Source organism: Bacillus sp. JZ105, assembly GCF_053903125.1.
The window spans coordinates 3,270,595-3,288,555 of record NZ_CP096387.1 but is presented as its reverse complement, the minus strand read 5'-3'; the positions used below and the strand labels follow the sequence as shown (position 1 = coordinate 3,288,555).

Here is a 17,961-nt window from a genome sequence, read left to right as displayed (position 1 = left end):
TACTGCACGAATGCAGTCGAATAAGGATTGAAGAAAGGAGTTTATGTTTGCAATGAAGAAAGTTATTACTTACGGTACATTTGATTTATTACACTGGGGGCACATTAAGCTGCTAGAACGTGCAAAGCAGCTCGGAGATTACTTAGTAGTGGCCATCTCTACAGACGAGTTTAATTTACAAAAATCAAAAAAAGCTTATCACAGCTACGAGCATAGAAAGCTGATTCTTGAAACCATTCGTTATGTAGACGAAGTCATTCCAGAAAACAGCTGGGATCAAAAAGTCCGTGACGTGCAAGAGCACGATATCGATGTGTTTGTCATGGGAGATGACTGGGAAGGTAAATTCGATTTCTTAAAAGAACATTGCGAAGTCGTATACTTGAAAAGAACAGAAGGCATCTCGACAACACAAATTAAGGAAGAAATTGCAGGGCTTTAATAGATCGAAAAAAAGTACTTCTTATCTTTTGGTGAGAAGTACTTTTTCATGTAAAATACAATGAGCAAGTCATCATTATTTTTAAGGAGAGCTTCCTTTGTTTCAAAATTGGATGAAGAAAAAAGTTGAAGACACATTGGATCAATCTGAACAACATGAAACAATGGCATCAATGGACGTGCCTGATATGGACTATTACTTTATTATGGGTGATGTGCCAAAACAGGATGAGAGCTTAACGAAGTCTTTAAAGGCAAGAATTAAGCCCTTGGCTGATCAGCATAAACGTACGGCAATTTTAACTTTAAATTATGATGCAAATGTGAAAGAACGTATTCATCGCATGGGAGAGTTCTTTTCTCCTGAGGTTGACATATTGAATGTATATGAACACTATATTCTACCGGAAAGTGGTAGTAAAAGACGTTACTCGGAATTTATTGTTGGTGAATCATCGCATTCGATCAATGAAGCAGTGATTCCAGCAGATGAATCCACGATTCAAGTGACGAGATATGAATTGCCTGCTTCCCCCATTTGTTATATTGATCAATATAATGAAGAGCAGCAACTGGTGAAGAGGGAAGAATACAATTGGCAGGGCGTTTTATGCAGAGTACAAAGCTTTGTTCCCCATACAGGTGCACTATACTTAGAGGAATTAATCAATGAAGATGGCAGTATTTATATGGAGCTCATCTATCCTGGTGATGCAAAAAAGAATCCAGTTCGACATATTAATTGGTATAAAAAAACAGGAATTCAAACATTTACAAAGAAGACGGATATTAAACAATTATGGCTATCCAGCATTCAATCACAAAATGACCGTTTGAAACTGATGATCACAGAGGACCGTGATCAAGACCGCCACCTATTTAAAATCGATCAGCCTGAAACCACCTATTACGCTGCATTTGTGCATCACGCACATTATGAAGAAGATCTGCATCAAGTTAATTCTCAATATGGAGAATTATTTAAACAAATAAGAAAACAGCAAGTGGATGCTGTCTTTTTTGGGGATACTAAATATAAAGAAGATGTCGAAAAACTATTGGGAGAACAAGCCTATTTTTATTTTGTTCCTTCTGATGAAGAGATTGTTTGGAATACGGCGATTCATCATATGCTTGAAAATCGTGAGCATAAAGATGAACTGATAGGGATCGTTGACCGCATGAAATGGGTCTTGCGTGATCTAAGCTCTGAGCATCATGTTCTTCACCTTCAACTCGAGTTAAAAGATGAAATGAGTCATGCGGATCATGTGCAAATTGATTTTGCAGGATATGATCGAGTGAATGGAGCTGAAATCATCTCTCAAACAATCGATGAGAACCATCAAGTCAGCTTTCCAATCGGCCATTATCAAACAAAGAAAAACATTGAAATCAATCAAACGAAATTTGTGGATTTTTACATTCGTTTTAAAACAGAAGAACTTCAAGAGGTTTTGCATCGTCTAGAAATAGAAGGTGAGCTGCTTACGAATAAACCATCGTCCATCGATGGATGGTCATATCAAACGAAACAAGGAAACTATTCTTGGAAAGTGAAATAGTGATATAACACAACGGTAAGATTTCTGAACAGAGGAGATTAACGATTAATGATTGAAGAGGGAATTCATAAGAAGAGTGTCGTTGAAGGGTTAAAAAATCACCATGAGAAACTAGAAATGCTGATTCGCATCAACGATGACATGCCATTAACAGATAGAGAATTTTATTTGTTTATGAGGGAGAGAGTTTCGAAACAAGAACTTTTCCTTCCGCTTGTTCATCAAGAAGAGAATCTATTCAAATTGGTATTGGATGAAGCATCGCTGCCGCTTGCGTTAGAGCAAGGCCAGACATATAACTTGTATGTCACGGACTATTTGAGCACAAACAAAGAAGAGGATGAGGACGAGCTTGAGGACTCAGCTTATGATTCTGATTCCGAAGAAGAGGAAGAAGAAGTAAAAGAAGCGGATATCAATACAGATATTGAATCTGAAGAGAAAACGTCAACCTATAAACAACGTTTAAAAATGGAAATAGAAAAGCCTGAGCTGACTTTTTTAGAAAATAAAGACGCCATGCTGTGTATCATTCCATACCGTACAGACAAAGGGAATGCTTCTTTGAAAATTAAGCGTGAGCTAAAGGTTGTGAAATTCAATCATATCGAACTCAACAAAGGGTGTATGTTATCTTTATCCGGGTATGCAGGTGTACTAAGTGCAGAACATCCGTATGAGATCAAAGAAGCAAAGCTTCTATTGAAGAAAAATGGTGAAGAACCAATTGAACATCGCTTTCCGGTCAATATCACCCCTATAAAAGAAGAAGTGATCGAATACCGTGATGATCAACATGTACCACAGCTTTATCAATTTTTAGCAGAAGTCCCTTTAGAGGAATTGACCTATTCATTAAACAAACGCTTTGTATATCGCTTCTATCTTGAATTTATCTGCGATGTAAACGGAGTAGAAGAAACATTAACAACCACTTCTTTAGTGCTTGGAGACCGCTCGAACAAACTTAAAGGACTTGTTCAAATTCATAAACGAAACGATGTACCGATTCGATATGAAGTGTACCGAAAGAAAAAAAGACAAACGCTTGGCATCCGTATTAATGATTACACAATGAAAACACGTGCCAAGTATTACGTCAAAAGCAAGTGGAAGAAATTTAAAAAGAAGATCAGTAAAATCAAAAAAGTCCGTAACCGCCTTGTGACAAGAACGTTTAAAACGACTTTTAAGCTGGCGAGTAAGCTGTCTGTGAAAAAGAAAACGGTTGTTTTTGAAAGTTTTAACGGAAAACAATTCAGTTGTAACCCGCGTGGGATTTATGAGTATATGAAAGAACATCACCCTGAATATACGCTGATCTGGAGCGTTAAAAAGGGTCATGAAGCACCGTTTAAGGAAAAAGGCATCTACTATATCAATCGTCTGTCATTAAAATGGATCTTTGCGATGGCAAGAGCCGAGTATTGGGTCGTAAACAGCCGTTTGCCGCTATGGGTTCCAAAGCCAGATCACACAACATACTTGCAGACTTGGCACGGTACGCCGTTAAAACGGCTGGCAATGGACATGGACGAGGTGCATATGCCTGGAACAAACACGAAGAAATATAAAAAGAATTTCACAAAAGAAGCATCGAATTGGGATTATCTCATTTCTCCTAATGCCTACTCGACTGAAATCTTTACACGTGCGTTCCAATTCCAAAAGACCATGATTGAGTCAGGATATCCGAGAAATGACTTCCTTCACAATCAAAACAATGAAGAAACGATGAGAGCACTGAAACAAAAAATGAACTTGCCGCTGGATAAAAAATTGATCTTATACGCACCGACATGGAGAGACGATCAATTTTATAAAAAAGGGCAGTACAAATTTGATTTAGACCTTGATCTGCATGAGCTCAGAGCTGCAATTGGAGATGAATATATCATCATTCTGCGTATGCACTATCTAGTTGCTGAAAACTTTGATTTAGGGCCGTATAAAGGCTTTGCCTATGACTTCTCTCATTACGAAGACATTAGAGACCTTTATATGATTTCTGACCTGCTCATCACAGATTACTCATCTGTGTTCTTTGATTATGCAAACCTCAAACGTCCAATGCTGTTCTATGTGCCAGACATTGAAACATATCGTGACAAGCTTAGAGGCTTCTACTTCGACTTTGAACAAGAAGCACCTGGACCACTTGTGAAAGAGACAGAAAGTGTCATTGACTGGGTGAGAGAAACAGAACAGCCAGACTTTACACTTCCAGAATCATTTGCGCCGTTTTATGAAAAATTCTGTTACTTAGAGACTGGAGAATCTTCGAAGCGGGTTGTTGAAGTAGTGTTTGAATAAATAAAATAACAGGATAAAGGCTTACAGCTGATGGCTTGTAAGCCTTTTATCATGATATAAAGTGAAATATTCCTCAACATCTGTTACAATTATGAACGGTGCTTTTTAAAAAAGTAATTCCAAAACTTATATCTAAGGAAGATAACAATGAACGCAATGTTGACGATACTAAAGGAGCAAATCCGCTCATTTCCGCTGATTATGCGACTTGCTGTTTATGAAACAAAATCAAAATATCAGATGAATTATTTAGGTGTTTTATGGCAGTTTTTAAATCCATTGATTCAAATGCTGGCTTACTGGTTTGTTTTTGGTATGGGCATTCGCGGAGGACAGCCAATTGTCATTGGCGGCGTGGAGATTCCATTTATCATCTGGATGCTTGCCGGATTAATCCCGTGGTTTTTCATTAGTCCGACCATTCTTGATGGATCAAACAGTGTGTTTAAACGCATTAATATGGTATCGAAAATGAATTTTCCGATTAGTGCGCTGCCGTCTGTGGTGATTATGTCCAACTTGTTCAGCTACTTTGTCATGATGGGGGTCTATTTGATTGTGCTGATTTCCTATGGCATCTACCCTGACGCGCATTGGCTGCAATATATATACTATTTTATTTGTATGATCGCGTTTATGTTTTCGTTTAGTTTGTTTAATTCCACGATTAGCGTACTCGTGAGAGACTATCAATTTCTTTTACAATCCGTGACACGATTACTTTTCTTTTTGCTGCCGATTTTTTGGAATATTTCAGAGAAACTTACTGGGGATAAGGCGTGGATTGGAGATATTTTAAGACTGAATCCTCTTTTCTACATTATTGATGGTTTTAGAAATAGTTTGTTAAAGGGAGAATGGTTCTTCCATGATGTCAAATACACACTTTATTTTTGGCTGATCACGCTTCTTCTTTTAACAGTCGGTTCATTGCTTCATATGAAATTTAGGGATAAATTTGTCGATTTTCTTTAAAAAGTAAGGAGATTATACGATGAAACTAAAAGTTTCGTTTCGAAACGTATCCAAGCAATACGTCCTATATAAAAAACAGTCGGATAAGATCAAAGGACTGTTTTTACCTAATAAAAATGAAAAAGGTTTTTTTGCTGTTCGTAATGTGTCCTTTGATGTATATGAAGGCGAGACGATTGGTTTTGTAGGAATTAACGGATCTGGAAAATCGACAATGTCGAACCTTCTAGCGAAAATCATTCCACCGACAAGTGGTGAAATTGATATGGATGGCCAGCCTTCGTTAATTGCCATTGCGGCAGGGCTGAACAACCAGTTAAGCGGAAAAGACAACATTCGCTTAAAGTGCTTAATGATGGGGCTGACGAATAAAGAAATAGACGAGCTTTATGAAAAAATCGTAGAGTTTGCGGATATTGGCGACTTTATTGACCAGCCGGTTAAGAGCTATTCAAGCGGAATGAAATCACGTCTTGGCTTTGCCATTTCAGCGCATATCGATCCAGATATCCTGATTATTGATGAAGCACTGTCTGTTGGAGACCAAACCTTCTATCAAAAATGTGTAGACCGCATTACAGAATTCAAGGAACAAGGAAAGACGATCTTTTTTGTCAGTCATTCCATTAGCCAAATCCAAAAAATCTGTGACAGGGTGGCTTGGATGCATTATGGTGAGCTTCGTATGTTTGATGATACGGAAAAGGTCGTGAAGGAATATAAGGAGTTTGTTGACTGGTTTAACAAGCTTTCTAAGAAAGAGAAACAAAAATACCAAATGGAACAGAAGGAAGGCAGAAAAGGCGTACAAAAGACAGAAAAGGTGTCTCGCTTTCAAGAGAACGGAAAACGCCGCTCATTGTTCGGACCCGCATTTCAAGTGACAGTTTTAGCGGTCTTAACGATATTGCTAGCCTTATCGATGTTTTCAGATCGCCCGCTTCGTACACTGGCGACATTTGGTGCAATCCCATCAGATAAGACAGAAGCGTCTCAGTCGAAGAACCCAGAGACCAAAGGATCGCCTGATATGAAAAAGGTGGATCAACAGGTGATTGTCACCGCTGATCCACTCAATGTTTACAAAGACCAAGCCATGAAAAAAAAGGCTGATGTCACTTTGCCATTTGGACAAGAAGTACAGGCTGTGGCTGAAAATAAACAAACCGTTCAAATTAAAACAGCGTCAGAAACGTATTTTGTTAAACCTGCTGCGCTTCAAAATGCAGAGGATTTAAAGTCATTATCGATTGGATCAGGACAGTTTAATTCCTATGTATCACCTGCATCGGCAGGTTCGTATGAGTATTTACTGTCTTTCCTTGGAAAAGAAGAATCTGTGCTGAAACAAAGAATGCAAACGCTGAGTTCATTGAAAAATGATCAAGGAGATACGATTGAGCGTTTGACCACAGAGAAAACCGACTATGTCATTCAAAAGGGTCAGGCAAACACCATTGTGTTTCGCGACATTATGCCAATCTCTCCTTCCACACTTGGGTTGACAGAACAAAATGTCTGGATGAATAAGAAACGAACAAAATTCGCAGTGAAGGGCGAAAACAACCTGTTTGTCATTGATAATGAACAGCATACACTGACTATTTCAGTCATTAAATAAAAAAGCTGCCGATGCCGGCAGCTTTTTTAATTCGCTTCTTCTTTTTCGAGAAGCTGTTTCATAAATGGAATGAGCTTCTTTTTCAATTCTTCATCCTGAAGAGCAAACTCAAGCGTCGTTTCAATGAAGCCTTGCTTCTCGCCGACATCGTATCGTTTCCCTTCGAAATCATAGGCAAATACGCGCTGGATGTCATTCAGCTTTTGAATGGCATCTGTCAGCTGTATTTCTCCGCCTGCACCAATCTCTTGCTGATCGAGGTACATAAAGATCTCTGGCGTGAAAATATAGCGCCCTAAGATGGCTAGGTTCGATGGTGCTGTTCCTTGCGGCGGCTTTTCAACAAAGTTTTTGACTTGGTAGCGGCGGCCTTCTTGTGTAAGAGGGTCGATGATCCCGTAGCGATGTGTATCGCTGTCTGCTACTTGCTGAACACCGATGACAGATGAAAGGGTTTTTTCGTATTCATCCATCAGCTGGCGTAGCCCAGGTGTTTCGGCTTGCACAATGTCATCACCTAATAAAACAGCAAAAGGCTCATCACCGATAAAGTTGCGTGCGCACCAAACGGCGTGTCCGAGTCCTTTCGGCTCTTTTTGACGTATGTAATGAATGTCAGCAATGTTAGAGGATTTTCTCACTTTTTCTAAAAGCTCGCTCTTTCCCTTTTCCTCAAGATTGCGCTCTAACTCTGGAGCAAAATCAAAATGATCTTCAATTGCTCTTTTCCCTTTTCCAGTGACGATAATAATGTCTTCGATTCCTGATTCAACAGCTTCTTCAATAATATATTGAATGGTTGGTTTATCAACGATTGGGAGCATTTCTTTAGGCATTGCTTTTGTTGCAGGGAGGAAACGTGTTCCGAGACCTGCAGCTGGTATAATGGCTTTACGTACTTTTTTCAATGAACTTTGCACCTTCCTTACATATAGAAAAAATGATTTGGCTTCATTTTTCATCTTTCATAAAGTGTAACTTACAAATGATAGAAATGACAAATGATTTACGATAATGCATGATCTGATTCAATATCTATTTTAAAGAGTTTGTGTAAATTTTTATGTTGAAAAGAGTAAAGGCGATGTAAAAATTGAAAATAGAATGATTAGGATTCGTTCCTATTCTTTTGTATAATACACTTATGATAAATGAGAAGGAAAGAGGCATCGACTATTGAAACCATTACATGTAATGACTGTATTCGGGACGAGGCCTGAAGCGATTAAAATGGCACCCCTTGTCCTAGAGTTGAAAAAACATCCGCAAATCAAATCCTCAGTCACTGTGACTGCACAGCATCGGGAAATGCTTGATCAAGTGTTGAAAGCCTTTAACATTCAACCGGATCATGATTTAAATATCATGAAGGAACGCCAGACATTATCTGAAATCACATCAAATGCACTCTTGAAACTAGATCAACTATTTCAAGAGGAAAAACCTGACATTGTCCTTGTTCATGGAGACACCACAACAACCTTTGCAGGAAGCTTGGCCGCATTCTACCACCAAATTTCAGTCGGTCATGTTGAAGCAGGTTTAAGAACACATAATAAGTACTCACCGTTTCCAGAAGAATTAAACCGTCAAATGACAGGAAGTATTGCCGATATTCATTTTGCGCCTACACATGAGGCCAAGCAGAATCTTTTAGTAGAAAATAAAAAAACAGAATCTATTTTTGTAACAGGTAATACAGCAATTGATGCATTGCAAACAACAGTTACAGAGCAGTATCAACACCCTATTTTAGAGAAAATAGGCACAGATAAAATGATTTTGTTAACGGCTCATCGCAGGGAGAATCTCGGCCAGCCGATGAAAAACATGTTTAGAGCGATTAGACGTATTGTAGAAGAGTTTGAAGATGTTCAGGTTGTATATCCTGTACATTTAAACCCGGCTGTTCGTGATGCGGCTCAGACAGAATTCAGTGATCTTGATCGTGTGCACTTAATTGAGCCGCTTGAAGTCGTTGATTTTCATAACTTCGCTGCATCATCATACTTTATATTAACGGATTCTGGCGGTGTCCAAGAGGAGGCGCCTTCTCTAGGAAAGCCAGTACTAGTTCTGCGCGATACAACAGAACGCCCTGAAGGTGTGAAAGCTGGTACGCTTAAGCTTGCGGGTACAGATGAAGAGACCATTTACAACATGGCAAAACAGCTGTTAGTCGATCAGAAAGAGTACGACAACATGTCGAAGGCGTCTAATCCATATGGTGATGGACAAGCATCAAAACGAATTGTTGAGATGCTTCTTTACCAATATGGCTTAACGGACGTCAAGCCACTTTCATTCTAAAAACTGATAGCCCTATCAGCTAGAGGACAATTTTCGACAAGTGTTACATTTTCTAAATCAATAATTAAAAAATTTTAAAAATGTGGTATTATAATGGCATATATTAAGATATGAATGGTTTTTTTGTAATATAATTTACAGTCCGTTCATATTGAAATGTTGCCATTTTTTTTATTTGACATGATTGAGAGGGGTATTAAGTATGATTTATGCAGAAATATTAGCTGGTGGGAAAGGCTCTAGAATGGGTAATGTAAATATGCCAAAACAGTTCTTGCCGTTAAATAATCGCCCTATCATTATTCACACTGTTGAAAAATTCCTATTAAATGATCGTTTTGAAAAAATTATCATTGTAACTCCTAAAGAATGGATTAACCATACGAAGAATTTACTAGAAAAATACATACATGCTGATGATAGACTAGTAGTAATAGAGGGTGGAATCGATCGAAACGAATCAATTATGAGTGGAGTTCGTTTTATTGAAAAAGAGTATGGGCTAAATGATGACGATGTCATTGTGACACATGATTCAGTAAGACCATTTTTAACCCATAGAATTATTGAAGAAAATATAAATGCCGTTCTAGAACATGATGCTGTCGATACTGTTATACCTGCTATAGATACTATTGTGACTTCAGAAGATGGAAAAAATATCACTGATATTCCAGTACGTGATGTTATGTATCAAGGACAAACACCTCAAAGTTTTAAGATATCACTCTTAAAAAGGCTTTACAGCGAGTTGACAGAAGAACAGAAAGAAGTACTATCTGACGCTTGTAAAATTTGTATTTTAGCAGGGCAGAAAGTGAGTTTAGTTCGTGGCGAGGTATTTAATATAAAAGTAACGACACCATATGATTTAAAAGTGGCAAACGCTATTTTACAGGAGAACATAAAAAATGATTAATCAAACATATCGATTGGTTTCTGCTAGACAATTTGAAGTGACTTATAAGGACAAAGAGTTTAGTTCTGGTCAAGTCGTTGTTAGACCAACTCATCTATCAATATGTGCTGCAGATCAGCGTTATTTTACAGGAACAAGAGGTAAGGAAGCAATGGATAAAAAGCTTCCAATGGCGCTGATTCATGAGGGGGTAGGGAGAGTAATGTATGACCCTACAGGAACCTTCAAAGTCGGAACTCATGTAGTGATGGTACCAAATATACCAAATGAAGAAAGTGGATTTATTGCAGAGAACTACTTGCGCTCAAGTTATTTTAGATCAAGTGGTTTTGACGGTTTCATGCAGGATTATATGTTCATGAATCCTGATCGACTTGTAGCGCTGCCGGAAAAAATGAATCTTCATGTTGCCGCCTTCATTGAATTGATCACAATTGCAGTTCATGCGATGAGTAGATTTGAAAGAGTGGCTCACCAAAAGCGAGATGTTTTTGGGGTTTGGGGTGACGGTAATTTAGGGTTTATCACCTCCTTAATACTAAAGAAACGTTATCCTTCTTGTAAAGTATATGTTTTTGGAAAGAACCAATATAAACTAGAGCATTTCTCTTTTGTTGATGAAGTTTACCAAATTAATGACATTCCAAAAGAAGTTCGCGTTGATCATGCATTTGAATGCGTCGGTGGACGTGGCAGTGAAAGTGCGATTGAACAAATCATTGATTTCACTCAACCAGAGGCTTCTGTAGCATTATTAGGTGTCTCAGAATATCCTGTGAAGATTTCCACAAGAATGGTTCTAGAGAAAGGAATTATTCTCATTGGAAGCAGTAGAAGCGGTAGCAAAGATTTTGCTAATACAGTAAATCTACTAAATGAATTTCCTGAGATTACAGATTATTTGGAGACATTGATTGGCACAGTCCATACTGTGAGGAGTATAGAGGACATCGGAAAGGCATTTGAAGAAGATCTGACGTCTTCTTGGGGAAAAACAATAATGAAATGGGAAATCTAACAACAATGCATATGACAAAAATGGTAAAAAATTTTTTCCAAATAGTCTATAAGATATTTTCTAAATTGTTTCAAGTCAGTCAGCAAAAAATCGTGATTGCTTCCTATAGAGATAATGAAATAAACGATAATTTCAAAAATGTTTATGATGAATTAAGAAGTCAATCCCGTTTGAAGATTATTCTCTTATTTAGAAAATCGGAAAGCGGCTTTCTAGGAAAAATTTTCTATATCATTTATTTGTTAAAATCTCTTTATCACATTGCTACTTGTAAGGTGCTCTTATTAGATGATTACTATTATCCTCTTTATTTAATAAAAAAGCGGCCGGAAACAAAGGTAGTTCAAATTTGGCACGCCTGTGGTGCATTTAAAAAATTTGGGCACAGTATTAAAGACAAACAGGGAGGACCTTCATCAGAATATTTAAAAGTAGTGCCTGTTCATTCAAATTATGATTATGCAATTGTGAGCTCAGAAGAAGCAATTGAACCCTTTGCTGAAGCATTCAATATGCCCAAAGAGAAAATACTAGCAACAGGTGTTCCAAGAACTGATTTCTTCTATTCTGAAGAACACATAAATGAAGTAAAAAAGAGGTTTGACAAGGAATATCCTGAATTGAAGAATAAAGTAAAAGTACTATATGCTCCAACTTATAGAGGGGGAGTAAATAGGCAGTATGGCGAGCAATTTCTATTGAATCAAGAAACACTTTTTAAACATTTAAGCCAGGAGCATTATGAATTCCTAATTAATGTGCACCCTTATATGCGGAAAAGTTTTTTTGGAGATATAAATATATCTAAGAAATTTTCTTTGTATGAGTTAATGATTATTTCTGATGTATTAATTACAGATTATTCTTCAGTCATTTTTGAATATAGTCTTTTGAATAAACCAATGTTTTTCTATTGTCCTGATCTAGAGAACTATATGCAGGAGAGAGATTTTTATTATTCTTTTCCAGAGTTTGCACCAGGACCAATAAGAACAAAAATAGAGCCTCTCATAGATGATTTGAAGAATTTAATGTTGAATAAAAAACAAATAAATTACCATTCATTTTCAGAGCGGTTTATGAATTGTTGTGATGGACATTCTACAGAGCGTGTTGTTTCATTAATACTAAGCTTAATAAATGAAACAATGAATGAAGGAGAGGGAGTTTTTGAAGTTTAAGCTAGGAACATTTTTTAGGAAAAGGAGTGTTCAAAAAAATCTTGACCATGACGATGAAGTGAGTGAAGAAAAGTTATTCTCACTTTTCGATAAAGCAGAAGATGTAATCGTCAATAAAAATATTCCTGAAAGAGCAATAACACAGTTTCAATGGAACGAATCATTTTTAACGATTGAGGGATATATGTACATTGAAGGTATTCCCTTGCAAAGAGAAGATACGGTAAGAAGAAAGTTATTGATCGTTCAAAAAGGGGCTATTATAAAATCTATTCCTCTAAAAAATCAAAGATTAAACAAAACGAAAAGACAACAACTAGGGCTTTCTGAACAATATGAATGGGCTGGTTTTTACCAGGAAATAAACTTTTCAAAGGTTAATGGTGGAAAACCATTACCGCAAGGGAACTTTCATTTATATATAGAATTAGAAGTACTAGATGAAAATAATATCAAATACCATGAGACTCACAAGTTGGGTAATATAAACAAATTCCTGAAGCAGGATATTTATGCAACGAAAATGGAACATTTTTCAGCCAAGAAAAGAGTGAAATATAATTTCATCGTCAAATATGATGAAGAGGAAAAAACTGCACAAGTATCATCACATAAACTCCAAGAAATTGACCAAGGTGCAATAGAAACTACTATGAAAAATGAAAATCGAATCATACGTAAAATGAAACGTGTTATGTTTCAAATCTTATATCAACTATTTTGTTTCCTGCCAGTAAAACAAAACAAAATTACTTTCGCATCAGATAGTCGTACTGACTTATCAGGGAATTTTGAATATGTCTATCAAGAGCTTTTAAATAGAGAAGAAACATTTGATTTTCATTTTTTCTTAAAAGAAAGCATTAATACGAAAAAAAGTTTTGCGGAATATATACGAATGGCCTATCACTTTGCTACAAGTCGGCATATTTTAATTGATGATTTCTATCCTATCATCTACCCATTGAAAATTCGTAAAAATGCAGATCTTGTCCAGCTGTGGCATGCAGTGGGTGCATTTAAGACATTTGGTTACAGCCGTATAGGTCGGCCAGGCGGACCGTCACCAACATCCAAAAATCATAAGAATTATACAAAGGTCATTGTCAGTTCTGGCCATATCCGCAAGCATTATGCGGAAGGTTTTGGTGTAGATATCGAAAATGTCATTTCCACAGGAATACCTAGAACAGACTTTTTTTTCGATGAATTAAAAAAAGAAGAAGTTAGATCAAGATTGTACGAAGAATATCCTTTTTTAAGAGGGAAAAAAGTGATTTTATTTGCTCCGACATTTAGAGGGAATGGTCAGCAGTCCGCGCATTATCCGTTTGAAGTATTAAATTATGATCAGCTCTATCAAGAGCTGAATGATGAATATATCTTTTTGTTCAAGATACATCCATTTGTTAAGAATCAAATAAATATTCCTTATCAATATAGTGAATTTTTCTACGATTTTTCTGATTTTAGAGAGATTAATGAGCTGCTTTTAATTGCAGACGTTCTTGTAACTGACTATTCATCTGTTTGTTTCGAATTTGCACTTTTGAAAAAACCAATGATCTTCTTTAGCTTTGATGTGGATGAGTATATTCGGACTCGTGATTTTTATTATGAGTATTTCTCCTTTATTCCGGGACCACTTGCTAAAACATGTAATGAGTTGGTGTCAATTGTTAAAAATAATCAATACGAATTTGAAAAATTAGATTCGTTTGTACAGTACTTCTTTGATGATTTGGATGGTCTTTCGAGTAAAAGAGTAGTGGATGCCATCTTATTAGAGCAAAGTGAAGATGATGAAAAAGAAATTAAGTAAAAAACACCTTTCTTCATGAAAGTTGTCAGCATGTAGACAAACCCTCGCATTTGCTGTCAGGTCTGCGCGCCGGTACTTACGAATGTCAAATTCGCTCCGCTCCGGTGCTCGCCCTTCCTAGACTGCAAAGGTTTTCTATCACGCTGAAAAGAAGACAAAGGGCTAAAATAAAGATCATTTTAGCCCTTTGTCAACAATCTGTGACACCTTTCTTCCTGAAAGGTGTCTTTTTATTAAGAGGCTTCCAAACTTTCCTTCAATTCCTTCTTCACATTCGCAAGACTGCTGTCATCAAGCTGATAGTAATAAATGTTATTGATACGTGTGCCTGATCCTTTCAGCTCGTGCTGTTTTACATGCTGTCTTGCATCACGATAATCATTCATCATCGTCCACATATCGTCAAATGACATATTTGTCTTCATATTGTTTTCCACGACTTTGAACATATCACCGAATTTCGTTATAGATGAAATGTTGGCGCCTTTTGCAATGATGCCTTCAATGACCTGGCGCTGTCTCTGCTGACGTCCGAAGTCACCCTTTGGATCTTGCTTTCTCATTCTTGTGTAGGCAAGGGCTTGATCACCATTCAGGTTAATTTCTCCTGTACCAAATGAGTGGCCGTCATAACTAAATGCAAACGTGCTATTTACTGTAATACCGCCAAGTGTATCAACAATATCCTTGAAGCTTTCCATATTGACTTTAACGAAGTAATCAACAGGTACATCAAGCAGCTCCTCTACAGTATCTGCTGCCATTTGTGTACCGCCGAATGCATAGGAGTGGTTGATTTTATCCATAGTGCCTTTTCCGACAATCTTCGTATACGTATCACGCGGGATGCTCACCATCTCGGTTGTTTTCGTTTTCGGATTTACTGTCATGTATATTAATGTATCTGCACGGCCACTGTCATTTTTTCGTTCATCGACACCCATGACTAAAATAGAAATCGGGTCTTTCTTACTTAAATCGACATCTTTGTTACGCTTATCTGACTTCTTTAAATTCTCCTGAATGCCTGCGACGGTCGATGTTGCTGTGTTCCAAAGATGATATGCGTATCCGCCAGTTGCTAATACGAATAAGCCAATAATCGATAAAACAATCCAAAGAACCTTTTTCTTCTTTCTTTTTCTTTCAGCTCTCATAATGTCCCTCACCTTTTCTATGATTCTTCCATGATTATAGGTTTACGAATCTTGATAAACAAGTTATTTTTTTACTCTGAACCTAGATATAGACGTTGTAACAAAAAAAAGGTTTCAAAAAACCTTAATTTTACCTTAAAATAATAACTTATAAGACGATACAAAGACATGAGGTGAAAAAAATGAAGAAAATCGTCGTTTTACCGTTCTTAATACTGCTACTAGGTATCGTGCTCACAGCATGTGGAACGGCTGAGCAGTCCTCAGGAGAAAACAAGACAAGCAGTTCAACTCCTCAGGTACTGGAAGAGAAAGCTGAATTTATTGGAATGGCTGATGCACATACAGTCGAAGTGAAAAAAGTGAATACAACCTTGAGCTATGAATTTACGGATAATTTTAAAGATGTGTTAAATGAATTTAAACCAGGAGACACAGTAGAAATCTCTTACTTTATTAATGACAATGGTCAAAAGGAAATCCAGAAGATTGAAAAACAGAAGTAAAAAAGATGGGCGGGATGAACAAAATTGAAGAAAAACATTTTATCAATTATTGTACTATTTATGTTGACAGTCACTCTCCAACCAACGCAAATATTTGCGTCAAATTCTGTGATTTCAGTTAAATTATCAAATTACGTAGGCAATCAAAAAAGTTTAAGTGTATCCACTTCTGGGGCTTATAAAGTAGTTGGTAACAATGTCTCAACAGTGCAGCGTTATGCTGGTAAGACACTATACGATACTGCTAATCTGATTGCATCAAATAGTTGGAAGAGACCTGCCACAATTGTTGTTGTAAATAAAGATGCATTTTCAGATGCTATCTCAGCAGCTCCGTTAGCTTATAAATTAAATGCACCAATTCTTTATACAGAAAAATCAGTTTTAACTAAGGCGACAGAAGCGCAAATAAAGAAAATGAATCCTGATAATATATTAATTATTGGTGGAAATTCTGTTATATCAATACAGACAGAAAAAGCCTTAAAGAAATATGGAAAAATCAAGAGAATTAGCGGTGCTACCCGATATGATGTATCCAAAAATATTGCTAAGGAAATGGGTACATATAGTCAAGCAATTATGGTAACTGGACGAGTTTTTGCAGATGGAGCAGCTATTGCGCCTTATGCTGCAAGGAATGGTTATCCAATCTTACTTACACCGAAATCTAAGCTGCCTAATTATTCACTTCCTAAAAAAGTAATGATAATTGGTGGGGAGAATGCAGTAAGTAAAAGTGTGGAAAATCAAATTAAAAAAACATCCAATGTTACACGTATTGATGGATTGACCCGATATGATGTTGCTGTAAATATTGTTAAAAAATTAAATATGGAAGCAAAAAATATATACTTAGCAAGGGGCTCTTCCTTTTCAGATGCAATTTCGCTCTCGTTATTAGCCGCAAAGAATAACAGTCCTATGGTTCTCATTAAAAAGGATGATGTAACAACACCTGTAAAAAAGCTGCTTAAAGAAAAAGGTACATATTCATTTCATATAGCTGGTGGAACAGGTGCTGTCACAGAGAAGGTTCTAAAGGGATTAGCTAATGAATTTTATCTACGAACAAACACACCTTACCAATTGAATATTTCTAACGGAAAAATTTCATTAAAAGGCATAAAGACGTATAGCACAGTAAGAGTTGTTCCTGAGAAATATTCAACGAAGAATGTCCTTCAAATTGCAGGAAAGCCGTATTTAGGCAGCGTAAATTTTGCAATTGAATCAGGGTATATTAGGCCGACCCTCGAAAATATTCCATTTGAAGACTATCTAAAAGGCGTAGTGCCAAATGAAATGCCTGCAAGCTGGCATGTTGAAGCGCTAAAAGCACAGGCGGTTGCCGCTAGAACGTATTCAGTGAAAAGTATTGGAAAAGTTGTCCCTGATACAACAGCCTTCCAAGTATATGGAGGATATAACTGGTACACAAATTCGACAAAAGCTGTCGATGCCACAAAAGGAAAGGTTCTGAAATACAACAATCAGCTTATTTCAGCAACCTATTACTCTAGCAATGGCGGTTATACAGAGGCAAGTGAAGAAGTATGGGGAAATGCACTGCCATACTTAGTGGCCAAAAAGGATCCAAAAGATCCAGTCAATCCATGGACACTGAAACTCTCTAAGAAACAACTGAGCACGACATTGACTGCTAGCACAGCAGCATCTGAGTGGTCTAAAGCAAAAGAGACAAATGCAGCTGACCTTGCCGGCCTGAAATCATGGCTGCTCAAAAACAAAGAAACTGCTGCATCTGATATGAAAATCGCATCGATCTCAAACCTGACGTTCTCAGGGAAAACAAAAGGCCAGCGTGCGAAGACGGTATCGATCAAACTGACATACCATCTGAAAAACAAAACAGGCACATATTCGGTAAACAAAAGCACAACGGCAAGTATGAAGATGACCGAGTTTCGATCAGTCATGGGCGCAACAAAGGTGAAAAGCACGTTTGCGTCAGTCAAAAACAATACAAACGACTTCACGATTTCAGGAAAAGGGTATGGCCACGGCATTGGTATGAGCCAATACGGAGCCAAAGCGAGAGCTGAATCTGGAAACTCATATTCTTCCATACTTTCGTTCTACTATCCTGGTACAAAACTAACAAATTATTAA

Annotated in this window: 14 protein-coding genes; 12 read left to right on the top strand and 2 right to left on the bottom strand. The window is 37.2% G+C overall.

Annotated elements, in window-relative coordinates:
- Positions 1-52 precede the first annotated feature (52 nt).
- From tagD to tagH, 5 genes are all read left to right on the top strand, one after another.
- Positions 53-442: a glycerol-3-phosphate cytidylyltransferase gene (gene tagD / locus M1D81_RS16955; RefSeq protein ID WP_008343212.1), complete on the top strand. Its 390-nt coding sequence runs from the start codon at positions 53-55 to the stop codon at positions 440-442.
- Positions 443-539: 97 nt separating this feature from the next.
- Complete coding sequence (locus M1D81_RS16950; protein WP_456266265.1) at positions 540-2,006, top strand: alpha-glucosyltransferase N-terminal domain-containing protein; 1,467 nt, start codon at positions 540-542, stop codon at positions 2,004-2,006.
- A gap of 48 nt (positions 2,007-2,054) precedes the next feature.
- A complete protein-coding gene (locus tag M1D81_RS16945) occupies positions 2,055-4,319 on the top strand; it encodes a CDP-glycerol glycerophosphotransferase family protein (protein WP_456266266.1) in 2,265 nt (754 codons plus the stop codon).
- A gap of 147 nt (positions 4,320-4,466) precedes the next feature.
- Positions 4,467-5,294: an ABC transporter permease gene (locus M1D81_RS16940; protein ID WP_456266267.1), complete on the top strand. Its 828-nt coding sequence runs from the start codon at positions 4,467-4,469 to the stop codon at positions 5,292-5,294.
- Positions 5,295-5,313: 19 nt separating this feature from the next.
- Positions 5,314-6,915, top strand: a complete 1,602-nt coding sequence (tagH, locus tag M1D81_RS16935) for a teichoic acids export ABC transporter ATP-binding subunit TagH (RefSeq protein ID WP_456266268.1) — start codon at positions 5,314-5,316, stop codon at positions 6,913-6,915.
- Between the two features lie 26 nt (positions 6,916-6,941).
- Here tagH and galU read toward each other — a convergent pair whose 3' ends face one another.
- Complete coding sequence (gene galU, locus M1D81_RS16930; RefSeq protein WP_284363748.1) at positions 6,942-7,823, bottom strand: UTP--glucose-1-phosphate uridylyltransferase GalU; 882 nt, start codon at positions 7,821-7,823, stop codon at positions 6,942-6,944.
- A 268-nt stretch (positions 7,824-8,091) separates the two neighbouring features.
- On the opposite strand from galU, the gene wecB reads away from it, so the two are divergent.
- From wecB to M1D81_RS16905, 5 genes are all read left to right on the top strand, one after another.
- Positions 8,092-9,225: a non-hydrolyzing UDP-N-acetylglucosamine 2-epimerase gene (gene wecB / locus M1D81_RS16925; RefSeq protein ID WP_456266269.1), complete on the top strand. Its 1,134-nt coding sequence runs from the start codon at positions 8,092-8,094 to the stop codon at positions 9,223-9,225.
- A 202-nt stretch (positions 9,226-9,427) separates the two neighbouring features.
- Positions 9,428-10,144 (top strand): IspD/TarI family cytidylyltransferase, encoded by a 717-nt coding sequence (locus M1D81_RS16920; protein ID WP_456266270.1) that lies wholly within the window; start codon positions 9,428-9,430, stop codon positions 10,142-10,144.
- On the top strand, positions 10,137-11,162 hold the full coding sequence (locus M1D81_RS16915; protein ID WP_456266271.1) for a ribitol-5-phosphate dehydrogenase: 1,026 nt from the start codon (positions 10,137-10,139) through the stop codon (positions 11,160-11,162). The genes M1D81_RS16920 and M1D81_RS16915 overlap by 8 nt, the downstream gene beginning before the upstream one ends.
- Positions 11,129-12,343 carry a CDP-glycerol glycerophosphotransferase family protein gene (locus M1D81_RS16910; protein WP_456266272.1) on the top strand — a complete coding sequence of 405 codons (1,215 nt, stop codon included), beginning with the start codon at positions 11,129-11,131 and terminating at the stop codon, positions 12,341-12,343. The genes M1D81_RS16915 and M1D81_RS16910 overlap by 34 nt, the downstream gene beginning before the upstream one ends.
- Entirely contained in the window at positions 12,333-14,165 is a 1,833-nt protein-coding gene (locus M1D81_RS16905) for a CDP-glycerol glycerophosphotransferase family protein (RefSeq protein ID WP_456266273.1), read from the top strand. Before M1D81_RS16910 ends, M1D81_RS16905 begins: the two co-directional genes overlap by 11 nt.
- Positions 14,166-14,398: 233 nt before the next feature.
- Here the strand turns inward: M1D81_RS16905 and tagU are convergent, their stop codons facing one another.
- On the bottom strand, positions 14,399-15,322 hold the full coding sequence (gene tagU / locus M1D81_RS16900) for a polyisoprenyl-teichoic acid--peptidoglycan teichoic acid transferase TagU (RefSeq protein ID WP_456266274.1): 924 nt from the start codon (positions 15,320-15,322) through the stop codon (positions 14,399-14,401).
- A gap of 182 nt (positions 15,323-15,504) precedes the next feature.
- Between tagU and M1D81_RS16895 the strand changes: the two genes are divergently transcribed.
- Positions 15,505-15,828: a LytA gene (locus M1D81_RS16895; RefSeq protein WP_456266275.1), complete on the top strand. Its 324-nt coding sequence runs from the start codon at positions 15,505-15,507 to the stop codon at positions 15,826-15,828.
- A gap of 24 nt (positions 15,829-15,852) precedes the next feature.
- The gene (locus tag M1D81_RS16890) at positions 15,853-17,961 is read left to right on the top strand and encodes a SpoIID/LytB domain-containing protein (RefSeq protein ID WP_456266276.1); all 2,109 of its coding nucleotides are present in this window, start codon (positions 15,853-15,855) and stop codon (positions 17,959-17,961) included.